General features: G+C 49.8%; 9 protein-coding genes. 7 read left to right on the top strand and 2 right to left on the bottom strand.

Annotated elements, in window-relative coordinates; all coding sequences use genetic code 11:
* Positions 1 to 95 precede the first annotated feature (95 nt).
* Together PspCFBP13508_RS08730 and PspCFBP13508_RS08725 are read right to left on the bottom strand one after the other, a co-directional pair.
* Entirely contained in the window at positions 96 to 314 is a 219-nt protein-coding gene (locus PspCFBP13508_RS08730; RefSeq protein ID WP_137214222.1) for a hypothetical protein, read from the bottom strand.
* A gap of 179 nt (positions 315 to 493) precedes the next feature.
* The gene (locus PspCFBP13508_RS08725) at positions 494 to 904 is read right to left on the bottom strand and encodes a hypothetical protein (protein ID WP_137214221.1); all 411 of its coding nucleotides are present in this window, start codon (positions 902 to 904) and stop codon (positions 494 to 496) included.
* A gap of 451 nt (positions 905 to 1355) precedes the next feature.
* On the opposite strand from PspCFBP13508_RS08725, the gene PspCFBP13508_RS08720 reads away from it, so the two are divergent.
* The 7 genes from PspCFBP13508_RS08720 (at position 1356) to PspCFBP13508_RS08690 (ending at position 12264) form a co-directional block, all read left to right on the top strand.
* Complete coding sequence (locus PspCFBP13508_RS08720) at positions 1356 to 2624, top strand: hypothetical protein (RefSeq protein WP_137214220.1); 1269 nt, start codon at positions 1356 to 1358, stop codon at positions 2622 to 2624.
* 75 nt (positions 2625 to 2699) lie between these two features.
* The gene (locus tag PspCFBP13508_RS08715) at positions 2700 to 3677 is read left to right on the top strand and encodes a hypothetical protein (RefSeq protein WP_137214219.1); all 978 of its coding nucleotides are present in this window, start codon (positions 2700 to 2702) and stop codon (positions 3675 to 3677) included.
* Between the two features lie 61 nt (positions 3678 to 3738).
* Positions 3739 to 4896, top strand: a complete 1158-nt coding sequence (gene tcmP, locus PspCFBP13508_RS08710) for a three-Cys-motif partner protein TcmP (RefSeq protein WP_137214218.1) — start codon at positions 3739 to 3741, stop codon at positions 4894 to 4896.
* A 238-nt stretch (positions 4897 to 5134) separates the two neighbouring features.
* Positions 5135 to 5878 carry a phage Gp37/Gp68 family protein gene (locus tag PspCFBP13508_RS08705; RefSeq protein WP_137214217.1) on the top strand — a complete coding sequence of 248 codons (744 nt, stop codon included), beginning with the start codon at positions 5135 to 5137 and terminating at the stop codon, positions 5876 to 5878.
* A gap of 17 nt (positions 5879 to 5895) precedes the next feature.
* Positions 5896 to 7185 (top strand): three-Cys-motif partner protein TcmP, encoded by a 1290-nt coding sequence (locus PspCFBP13508_RS08700; RefSeq protein ID WP_137214216.1) that lies wholly within the window; start codon positions 5896 to 5898, stop codon positions 7183 to 7185.
* A 796-nt stretch (positions 7186 to 7981) separates the two neighbouring features.
* The gene (locus PspCFBP13508_RS08695) at positions 7982 to 9184 is read left to right on the top strand and encodes a hypothetical protein (RefSeq protein ID WP_241669505.1); all 1203 of its coding nucleotides are present in this window, start codon (positions 7982 to 7984) and stop codon (positions 9182 to 9184) included.
* Positions 9184 to 12264, top strand: coding sequence for an AAA family ATPase (locus PspCFBP13508_RS08690; RefSeq protein WP_137214215.1), 3081 nt, complete (start codon positions 9184 to 9186; stop codon positions 12262 to 12264). Before PspCFBP13508_RS08695 ends, PspCFBP13508_RS08690 begins: the two co-directional genes overlap by 1 nt.
* Positions 12265 to 12296: the final 32 nt, after the last annotated feature.

Raw genomic sequence — 12296 nt, 5'->3', positions numbered from 1 at the left:
TTACACCATTGATCCGAGCTAGGTCGCGGGATATTCCAAAGAGAAGAGCGGGGGCATGGTGGGCTGATTGTTCGTTTGTGAGTTAGAGCAATTCCTTAGCACTGCCTCAGTTGCATGATCGCATCTGTAATCGCTTTAGCATTTTTGTCCAGTGTTTCTAAAGCCGCAACCGCGTTATCAGCAACAATATCTGCACCGCTTCCTGAGATCCAGTGAGTAATTTCTTCGATCGCTGCGCCGAGGGCGTGCTGATTGTGAAGAAGCAACGTCAATGCATCCGCAGTAAAAGTGTTGGAATCTGAGTTACTTGGCATCTGGCCGTCCTTGAGCAAAATGTGCTTGATGACTTCTGTGTTCTTGGATCAGATTAGCCCAATTATCCACGTTAATGACGTCGCACTGAATTATCTGCTACATGAAATGCGATAGTTTCGTCTCTGAAACGGATTGGATTAGTAGGTGATACGCCAGTCCTTTCTGAGGACTGATACCGCTAAACAAAGGCAGCCATGGTGGAGATTGAAAACCTGCCAAGAATGACCGCTTCTGGCCGTTTTTTACCCGTCGCCAAGCGCAGTAATCGGCTAAACGCACCTTGAACCGGAGCGTCTGCTAAAGCGATCTTGGCGACAGGTAGTCGATCTTCCAGAATCAAACCTTGCGAATAAAACCGAAGACGGCTGATTGCGATCTGGCACGCTTGGAGTTCTTCGGTGAGTAAGTCACCGTGCACGCGTCGCAGGGTAACCATCACCAGGGGACCGGTTTTGTCCGCGAAATTTTTGATGAGCCTGCCATACCACCACACCATCCGACTTCCTATGGGGAGGTTTGGGTCATGTTCGTATAGGTTTGCCCAAACAATTGAAGGGGTGACTTTTTCTCGCAAGATCCTGATGAGCACTACAACTCCTCGTGCTTGGGTGGGTGGTTAGGGCGAGCTTGATCATTTCGAGCTGGCGTAAGGAAGCTGTAGATCATCGAGAGTTGCACATAGGATGGGCAATTTGATACTACTCTCCAGCGACCGACCGACCGACCGACCGACCGACTGCGACGAGCAAGACCAAACGCAGCCTGCCAAATGGGTGCTCTGTAGAGGTGCCAGACCATGAGATTTCAATGGAAGATGATGGACCCAGCTCCCATCGAGATGGAAAACGCCATCGCCATGTCTATCCAAATCTTGAAGGTTGGACTCGCCTCATAGCCGGTTATTGATGGGACTTCGATCGACTATACGGGCCTGGGCGCTACCTTGATTGGCTTTAGATGCGTTGATACAGATCATTCAGGCGGCGACCCGATTCTGTACAAGGTCAAAAATAAGAGATCCTCATTCCTCAGGGAGCGTGATGAATAGCATAAGGGACTTTCTGTACAGTGAAGCTGGAGCCCGCGCCCGCCATAAAACGCGCAAGCGACGGTCAGTTTTTATCGACATTCATGACATTGAACCGCAATCCAAGAAGATGCCGGGTGTGGAACGGGACAGGTTTCAAACGCGTGTTGCGCAGCAGCTGGCGCTGGCAAGACGCACAGCGTTCAAAGGAGATGTCGCTCTAAAAATTGATCTCACAACCACAAGCAAAAACGCCCCGCAAGCGCACACTATTGCGAAAAATCTACTGGATCTTTTAAGTGAGCGCCGCCCCGATGTTCCGTGGCCGCGCAAGCACCTGCTATACAAGGACGATCGACAAATTCAGGCGCTATCCGTCACCTGCCGGCACGGGAAAAGTGACCCCCGCATCTCCATTGAGGCCAGACCTTTCAAATCGATGCTCGACGATCTTGAGCTCGCTGCCGAAATCATACGGAAGGAAGATATGAGCGATGATGCTTGGCAGCGTGAGATATATGAAGAGGACTGGGTGAAGACGTTTTCTGATTTCAGAGTCAACGAAACAGAAAAGCGCAGGATATACGGGGATTCCTTTTACAATAACTACATCAACTTGCTGCGCTCGAGCGCGCAGCGAGAGTTACTGGGTCGCAGTGGAGTTAACATTCCCGTATTGGGGTGGATGTTCGGCCGTCCTAGTGATATCCCTTTGGGTTTTGGAGCGGGGGGATGGGCAAAACTGCTGGGTCAATCAAAACTACGTCTCCAAGTTGGCGAGTTACCTATTGGCAAGGGAAGCTCGGAGACCTTCAAAAAAGCAATATCTGCCGAGATTGCCGCCTTCAAAAAGCGTTGGGATTGGATCATTGATCCACTCGTCCTCGCGGTCGGCCTCGAGGTGGTTGTTCGACCAAACCCGGCTACGCCGTCGGCTGTGCTTCACGATCTCGATAATATTGTTCGAGACTACCTCATACCGAATATTGTTCCATCTTTCGGGACGGTTACAGATCAACGTTGGACTATTGATTTTGACGAACTGCGACGCATAAGTCCTGACATTGCAGATGCTTGGGGCCCTAATCCGACCCCACCGATAAGTACCAAGCGGGGCGTGACCCGTTATGAAGTCTGGCGTTTGCCCCCTATTGCGAACGAGCGGGGATTCGTAAGTGTGGCTATTGTCGCAGACGTCGACGGTACAGGTGACATTATTGACAATATTGACGCAACCATCCGTAGAGATGGGGTGAAGCGACTAGGGCGTCATATTTGGTAGTTATGCTTCAAGACATTTTAACTTTAGTACATGGACTAAGCAGTTTTTGTTATCAGTATTGTGTAGAGGCTCATTATGACTATCGTTAACAAGACCACCGGTTTGAATGAACTGATTAAAGAATTTGATGTGCTAATTGAAAATTTCAGGTCCTTGATTGCTAGGGCGAAACCAGGGGCGGCTATCGAAAAAACCAAGCTGTGGAAATACAAAAAAGCGCTGCAGAACCTGAATGAGCTTGGCGACTCTGAACTGGCGTCACTCCTCGGTTTAGTCAGTAAGTACTGTGCGATGAATAAGGTGTTTGACGAGCACAGCAAAATTGTTATCCCGGACGATAAGCTGCTCGAGTTGCTAGGAGGACGGCATGTAATTCATGATGTAGCTGAAAATTATAATGGTACTTTTTTCGAGCTATCCATAGCAGTCAGGTTTGCACAGCGTTTTGGAGACGCGGCTGTGATTGATATGACAACTGATTGTGACGTCATATTGAATGGCGAATTTGCTGTGGAGTGTAAATATTTACACAGTGTCAATAAATTTAGGAGCAATATTTCCGATGCCATGGCGCAGTTAGATGAGCGAATAGATAAGGGCTTTGCTAAGGTTGGCGTGGTAGCACTCGATCTATCGAATCTGATGGATAGTGAAAAAATTCAAACGTTCGGCCAGTTGGTTTTCGATAGTTTTGCTGCTTCGTATGAGGAGATAATAAGCAGTCGTGGATATATTGCACACGATCTCAATAGTGACGGCGTCGTGAAGTCTGTCTTGCAGGACCGAAATTTTGAAAAAATCATGGGAGCTTTTATTGGGCATCTAGCCGAATCGACATTCCATATGAATTTTACGAAGCAGGAATTAGAGAAGCTTGATTATAGAAAAATGGCGATTGTCTACCAAACCAGCAATTATCTTTGCTTTCACTATCAGGAAAATGTCGTTCCAGCGCCGTTCAGGACTTTGAACTATTACATCCATCACGGATTGCCTGAGGAGGGCTACACCTCGCTGCAAAGATTTTTCCATAAATTGGCTGTAGGTATCTGATCTGATTACGCTGGGTTAAAATGTAGCTATTTATTGTATGGCACTCACTAGGAGCAATATATTGCCCGTCCCAAAGGAATACCACGGTCGCGAACAAGCGTACGTCAAACATACGATTTTGAAGACATACCTGCAGCGCTTGTTCATGATCATCGGGCGCAAGGAGACCGTTGTCAATTACGTCGATTGCTTCGCAGGGCCTTGGTCCGAGGAGTCTGATGACCTCAAGGACACGTCTATCGGAATATCTCTTCACCAGATGAAGGAGTGTGCCGATGCATTAGAGGCCCAGTTTGGTGTCATCGTAAAATTTCGTGCGCTGTACATCGAAAAAGACAAGAAAGCCTTCTGCAAACTAGAGTCATTTCTCAATGGTCGACCGCACGATCCCGTGCAGGCATCCTGCATACAAGGTGACTACACCACCAAAATTGATGACATTATTCGTTGGGCATCGGGCCATTTCACGTTTTTCTTTATCGACCCCAAGGGGTGGAAGACCGTGATCAGCGCGCCGGTTCTTGCCCCGCTATTGGCAATGAACAAAGTCGAGTTTCTCATTAACCTTATGTACGATTTTTTCAATCGCGCATTGTCAATGAAATCCCATCAAGCTGATGTGGGAGGCCTTTTAGGGAAAAAGATTGATTTGACGAGTGCTGATACTTCTTCTGAACGGCAGGCGATGGTGATCGCTCAGTACCGAGAAGTAGTGGGTGAGATGTATGGTGGTAAAACAGCCTATGTATCGGTTGAGCGGCCAGGCATGGAGCGTGTGCTTTACTTTCTTGTGTATCTGACTCGGCATCCGCTCGGCATTATTGTATTCAAGCAGGCAGCTGAGCAAATGGAAATGATTCAGCGTGTCAGCCAGTTTGAGACGCGTCTGCGTGCACAGATTAACAAGTCACCAATGAGCGACCTTTTTGCATTGGAGCAAGATGAAGTAGTCGTCGACAAACCAGTTGACAATAAATTGGCCGCTAAAAAATTCTTGCTGAGCAAGCTTTCGGTGACGCCATTGTTGATTGACTACGATTGCTGGTCAGAATTTTTGGAGGGGACAGATTTATACCCAACCGATCTTCAGCTCGCGTTTAAAGAGTTGATTAAAGAGGGGCGTATAAAAAACCTTGATGCGGATGTCAGCCGCAGGCGAAAAAATCCAGTCCAACCAAATTGGCCACGGAAAAGTGAGCGTTGGGCACTTAATGACTGATTTACTGAGTCTTCGGAGATTTTATAGGCGTACTCATAGCGAGGGATCGCTGGCAAATCAGTCAAAAAATTCTGAGTGAATCTTGCATTTATAGAAATCGGGTTACCTTAGGACTACGATTCCCGCTGATTACATGCGCAGTACGGATAATATAGTAATCAGTGGATGCGAGATGATATCAATTTGACATGATTTCCAGCATCTTACTAAGATCGCGCACGAAAGGAGTGATAGTGCAATGAGTACCCAAACAAGCATTGAGTGGACCGAGATGACTTGGAACCCTGTGGTGGGGTGTACCAAAGTCTCACCGGGCTGCAAGCACTGCTACGCGGAAAACATGGCTCACCGCCTGCAAGCTATGGGCACCCCCGGCTATGAAAATGGCTTTCGGTTGAGCTTGCGTCCAGAAAAGCTCCAGGAGCCTCTACAGCGCAAGAAACCGACCATCTATTTCGTCAACTCAATGTCTGATCTGTTCCATGAGCAGGTGCCTGACACCTACATCGATCAGGTATTCGACGTGATTCAGCGGGCTACTCAGCACACGTTTCAGATTCTCACGAAGCGCGCTGAGCGACTTGCCGAGTATTTCAGTACCCGAGCTACACCAGCCAACGCCTGGTTGGGCGTGTCTGTGGAAGATAAGGCATATGGTGTGCCTCGCATTGATTGCCTTCGCAAGGTTGATGCAACAATTCGTTTTCTCTCGGCCGAGCCCCTTCTCGAAGACTTGGGCGACATCGATCTCACTGACATTCATTGGGTGATTGTCGGTGGTGAGTCAGGGGCGAAAGCGCGACCGATGCAGCAGGAATGGGTCGACAACATCCATCGGCAGTGTGATGAGTTCGGCTCTGCGTTTTTCTTCAAGCAGTGGGGAGGCTGGGGGGCTGATGGAGTAAAACGCTCCAAAAAGGCCAATGGTCGCCTTTTGAACGGTCAGACCTGGGATGAAATTCCCTTGCTAAACCTAGCCTGAGCTAGAAAGGATTTCGAGTGGCCAAGGACGAAAAATACAAGTGGGATTTGTCGGCTGGAATCTACCCGCACATAGATCCTCACAGCAAAATAAAACACCAGATTATTCATGACTACATTCGCTCCTACATTACTGTAGTCATGAGTAATCAACTCATACCACGAATCGGCATCAATATTGTCGATGGCTTTTGTGGCGGTGGTGTTTACAAGGACGATTATGGCCGTCGAGATCATTACGGATCACCGATAATCGCATTGGAAGCTGTTCAGGAAACTGTCGCAGAAATCAATATTCAACGGAATATTCCGCGTGAAGTACTGACGCAAAATTTCTTTATCGATATAAAAAAGGAGAATATTGATTATTTAAAGGCGGTGCTTACTACGAAAGGTTTTGGGCATCGCCTGGAGAAAGATATATTTACTCTGCGATCAAGGTTCACCGATGCCTTGCCGAGTGTTATAAAGAAGATTCAGGACTTCAAATTTTCTGAGCGTTCATTGTTCTTACTGGATCAGTACGCGTACAAAGATGTGCCATTCTCAAGCATCAGAACAATCTTTCAGCGGCTGGCCAACGCGGAGGTCTTGTTGACATTCAATGTGGACAGCCTGATTGACTATTTGTCTGAGCGTGACGAAAACAGAAAGGCGCTGCAAAACATTGATCTGGAAAAATATATCCCCTGGGAAAAGTTGCGCTCCTTCAAGGCCACAATGCGGCACGAGTGGCAGCACCTGATTCAACGTTTTCTCGCAGAAGGAATTCTGAAGGAAAGTGGTGCTGAGTTCATGACGGTATTTTTCATCACTCCCGGGGGGCATAATCCGCGATCGTATTGGTTTATTCATTTGGCAAAAAGCTACCGTGCCAATGCAGTCATGAAACAAATACATTGGAAATACGGCAATAATTTCTCGCACTCCATGACGCCGGCGCTTTTCGTTGGTTATGACGCCAACAAGGATATTCAAGTTACGGATCAGCACGCATTCGGATTTGGTGAGGAACATAATTTTTGCGGCGTCACGGGCAAACGGATTGAAGCCGAACTGTCTGAGCTATTGCCACGAAAAATTTACGACCAATCACATGTCTCTTTCGGGCAGATGATGATTGATATGGCCAACAACACGATGGCTGATGAAAGTATTGTGAGGCAGTCGTTGCACGGCCCGCTCGTTAGCGGAGCTATAGACGTTTACGATAAAGACAGCCGAACCAAGCGTCGTAAAGGCAGCAGCATCAAATCGTCTGACATCATCATACCGTCGCCTCAACGGACTATGTTTTTTACATCCTGATCGCGCTACCCAAGGTAGCCAGAGTCGCTGACTCCAGATGACGATACAATTGTTTAAGAATACCTAAGTCGGTGAAAATGCTTAGCTCTTTGATACACTCGACGGGCAGAAGGAAGCTGAATCACCTGAGCACTTCGCGTGTACCGAAAGTTATCCGTCGGCGTCTGGTCCGGGAGATTGGTTGGTGATAAGGATCGTAGAAGTAGAACAAGTGCTGCGGGAGCAAGCGACCTCTCTTAGGCTGATGAGCTTGCAGGCGCTAAACCCAGCCCGCGAGCCCTATAGGGCCATCCTTCTCCAACCTACCGGTTTGATTGAAGCCAACGAGCAGCGTGTTGGCCATGCGGATACGGAGCTTGGGCATGCCCTTTGTAGCGGCTTCCTCGACTCCGCCGTTCGGCAGCATGCGGATTTGGCGGTCGCACCCGAATACTGTGTCCCCTGGACTGTCGTAGAAGAAGTAGTTGCCGGACGCTATCGACCGCCACAAGGCTCGATATGGGTACTTGGATGCGAGAGCATTTCCCCGAATGCTTTGCAGGACCTGGGGAACCGTTTCCAAGCTACAGACGATTGCGTGTTTCTTCACGAGTCACTTGATCCAAGGCAAGCGGCACAAAGACGGTACGTCGACCCACTGCTCTACGTCTTCTGGGCCCAAGACTCAGATGGTCAATCTGTGCTGGTACTTTTGGTACAACTCAAGACTGTGGCTTGTCGAGACTATCGTGATGTAGAGCAAACCTCGTTGTGCCTAGGGCAAGCGGTGTACGTCTTCAATCGCGGAGTCGGAAACATGTGCCTTGCATCCATCATATGCTCCGACGCCTTCGATTTTACTGAGCATGTTGGTGAACTCCATATCAACTGTCTTCTGATCCACATCCAGCTCAACCCCAAGCCAGCACATGCTGATTATGCGAGCTATCGAACCAGGCTTTGCTCTATAGGATCGAACAATCATGTAGAGCTTCTCTGCTTGAACTGGGCTCAAAACGTCATGGAAGTCAAAGACGGAGGACTGATTTCTGGATGGAACAACGTTGCCGGATCAGCTTGGTACGCCCCGCCAGCCAAGTTTAGTGCCGATGATGGACTTATCGATGCGCTTCATCACCGTGGCTTGTACTACTGCCTGCTTGATCAAAGGTGGCACGCCTTCTTTCTGAACTATGAAGGGCAGATCATCCTTCTGCAAAAGCAGAAGCTTATGTTCCCTGGTGAGCAAGCACTGGCCCCAAAGAACTTCATCCAAGTTGAAGAGCGCTGGATCTGGAAAGCTGACAGTAGCAGTTGGGAGCCGGGAGCCGTCGCGAATGATGGTTTTGCTGAGGCGCTGGCGGGGTACCGTTCGATCAGTGCAGATTTACTTCGGGCATCTATGGCCAGCCCACTTGCAGTGGAGCGTGCAGTTGAGATTCTCATGGGGCCTCGAGGTAAACCAACCACGTGGTACACCACTAAGGAATTGGATGCTCTGCGCCTCGATAGGGATGAAGAATCCATTCGCCGCGTGACAGTCCACCAGGATAAGGATGTGAGCCGGCCTGGAGTGTCGTATCGCACGCTAAGATTGCAGCGCGCTCACGATGCCATTGGGCTTGCCCAGTCTGCCGTTCCCTGGCCGGCGGCGGTTCGTGACTTGGCCCAAGGTTTCAAATTCTCGTGGCGACTACAAGCTCCGCATCACAACATTGAACCCACCTCCGGTGGTCTCGGTTCTGCGGCACTTGTTTATCTCTCTGACCAAGCGAACGATGCTGCCATCGAAAGCGCACACCAAATGCTTCGCTCAGCCCTCACCGCGCAAGCGGCCGATAAGGCCATAAAAGCAGACTTGAGCGCCGAAGAAATTAGCGATGCCATCGTACGTGCCCAAGACAGGATATGTGTCGTGTTCCGCAGGGACAATCAATACTGCGTTCGAGGTCCTAAAGGGACGAATCTCATTGACATACCCGCCAGCGCGTCTCCAGTCGACTTTTCAGAGGATAGATAATGATCAACGCGCAACGTGTCGAGGCTATGCTCAAGAACCGATATCCTGACCTTGAGCATGTCGGAAATGGCTTATTTAGAGGCGTTGACCGTTTCGGTGAGCGTGATTACGCCGTTCGTTACTTCGATCTGAATGATCAGATCGCTGAAGCTGCGGCCTGTCTCAAAAGTTACCAGGAAGAAGTTCTCTCTCGGATGTACTTCTCAAGTGATGTCTCGACGGATCTGCGTTGGAATCATTATCTGTATTTCGTCACCAGTGAAGAAGAGGCTCAAGGTGGTGAGTTCGGTCGGCTGAAAGCAAAGATTGAAGCAGATCGGGAATATGCTCGTAAGCGAGTTATTCAAGAAGATGAGATCGCTCCACTGCTTGCAGATGCCGGTACACCGCAGGCTGTCAAAACCATGCCCGTCGACCTCGCGACAGCATGGTCGGAGGCGCTCTCCAGGCATAAGCTGAACTTCATCCTCGACAGCGACATCACTGTGCCCGAAGCGGTACGCAGAATCGTTTCTGGTGCAACCGACACTGTAGGGCAAGCCGTTGCACCGGTTCCCCTGCTCCCCGGTGAACAGGCCGCAGTCGATAACTTTATCCAGAGCCTGGCCATCACAGGTTTTCGCTCTCACCCTGAGCAAAAGGTTCATGAACTTGGTCGGGTCAACCTGATAGTCGGCAGTAACGGAGTTGGAAAAACGTCACTTCTCGAAGCAATCGAATATGCTTATTGCGGAACGAATCGTCGGGAATCTCCCGTTCTCCCGAAAACATCTGTGGTGCTGGATTTTGGGGATACGGAAGAAAAGCTGAATTCGACCACGAATGCGACGCGCCTGCGCGCGCGACACTCAAATTGGTACGCCAAAACCGACGTAAAGACCGCCACTATTCACCACAGTTTTGCGAAGTTTAACTTTCTCGATACCGATGCAGCCGTTGAGCTCAGCGTTACATCGAGTTCTGATCAAATTGGTGAAGATGTAGCTCGGTTGGTGCTCGGCGCCGCGTCAGAACAGCTTGGTGATCGGCTGCGCCGCGTCCTTATGCAGTTGCAGGACGAACTGAAGGGTTTTAACCGAGAAAATGTCACAAACCAGCGGTTAAAAGAATCATCTCAAAAGCGCCTGGATCACCTCAAAGCAATCCCAAAGCTGTCTGACAGTTTGTTCCTGGAGTTGCTGACGGCTACCCGAGCGTCGGGCTGGATTCAGCCACCTGCAGAAAAGGGGCAGCTTGACGCGTTCAGGGATGATCTTCAAAAGGCCACATCCGCAATCACGATTATCAGTCGATCATCGATCGATGCACTTCACAGTAATTTCAGTGACGCTCAACTAATCCTTGCAAGTCTGGAGGACGAGGCCAGAAAAGCAGAAGCGCTAGATCAGCGGGCCCAGGCCGCTCGACTGGCGCAATCCAACGCGCACAGGGAGGCGCAGGCCACTTCGGAATCGATCGCCGCAACAGAGTCACTGGTGCCGTATGCTCGCACCGAGTTTTCACGTTTGATTCAAGAGACACAGGATCTTCAAGCACGCGTGCGTGCTTCGAGCGCGAGGTTAGCAAGCACTGCCAGCCTCATTGATATGAAGCCGCTCCAGATGTACCTGAGCAAACCTCTGGCAGCGGTAATTGCATTGGCCACTAGTCAGGTAGAGGAGTATCGGCGCCGGCTTGAATCAGCTCGATTGTCACTTCAGGCTTTTGAGAAGAGCCAAAGCGCCATAACCGTTTTGAAGCAGCGACTTCTGGGCACCGCCCAGGAATTACTCCAAATTCAGGTTGATCCTAATCACTGCCCCCTTTGCAAAAGTGAGTTTGAGGACGGTCAGTTACTTTCCCGCATGATGTCCAATATTGAAGGCAGCGCATCGGAGCATGCAGCGATGCTGCAAGCGGCGATCTCGTCCGAAAGCGAGGAGTTGGAAAAAGCCGTTGTGACGCTGGAGATATTGATGCCGGTTAAATCGTTTGTCGGTAATTCTGATCAGCTCATCACCGTTGTAGAGGCACTCCGACTGATTGATGAGGAAAAAACTACGTTGGAGCAAGACCGATACGAGCTTGATGCCAGTCTATCGAAGATGCAACAGCTCTCGGTGGAAGGTCTGTCTAGTGATGACCTTTCCCGGAAATTACTGATAGCAGGGCTGTCTGAGTTAACGTCACTCAATGAGCTGCTCAAAGTGCTGGCTGAAAAAAAGGACTTGTTAAATGCCTCTCAGACTGCCTCCGCTTCCGCGCTTGAGGAGTTGAATGAGGTGAGGGAAGAAAGTGAAACCTTGGCCGCTCGCTTATCGATTGAAGTTTTAGACGACACCGAGCAGTTCGCTCAGGCTGTCAGAAAGCAGTTTCTGGATTTGGATGCAGCTTTGGGTGCTCGACAGACCTTAACGTCGATCCTGACTGTCGATGCTGAATCGACCACTGAACAGATCGTTTTAAACCTCGACTCAGTGCGGCAAATGCTTCGCAACGTTGCCCTTGCGGAAGCTGTGGAGACCTCCAACGATTGGGAGTTCAATCAAGAAACGTCGACCATCGCTGAGCTCGATACCAAGATCGATGAATTGAACACGCAGATACAGCGTGCAGTTGAAGCCGGCGCAGTGCTCGGAGAGCTGGCTCAACAACGTTCCGGTGGAGAGCTGACCAAGCAGATTTTGACTGAAAATGCTGCGGAGATCGCACGAATATTTGCAAGCATCCACATGCCCAACGAGTTTGAGCTCAAGACCGATCAAGGCAAACTTGTAATTATTCGCAGGAGCAACAGCGCAGAGGTCCAGCTTCATCAAATGAGTACCGGCCAGCGGGCTGCCTTCGCCTTGTCGCTGTTTTTGGCAATGAATGGCCGCCTGCAGTCTGGGCCACCTATTTTGCTCTTCGATGATCCGGTGGCACACGTCGACGACATCAACATGCTGTCATTCCTTGATCACCTGCGAGATTTGGCAATCAGCGGTTCGCGTCAAATCTTCTTTGCTACGGCGGACGGCAAGCTTGCAGGGCTGTTTCGTCACAAGTTCCGATTCCTAGAGGATGACTTTAAGGAACTACGGCTATCGCGATCTTCGTGACGGTGAGCCCGCGACGTCGCCCTAGCATCGTC

This window comes from Pseudomonas sp. CFBP13508 (assembly GCF_005233515.1).
In the GTDB taxonomy this organism is placed as follows: Bacteria; Pseudomonadota; Gammaproteobacteria; order Pseudomonadales; family Pseudomonadaceae; genus Aquipseudomonas; species Aquipseudomonas mercuritolerans.
The sequence above is the reverse complement of the archived record's forward strand: the minus strand, read 5'-3'. Positions and strand labels throughout refer to the sequence as shown.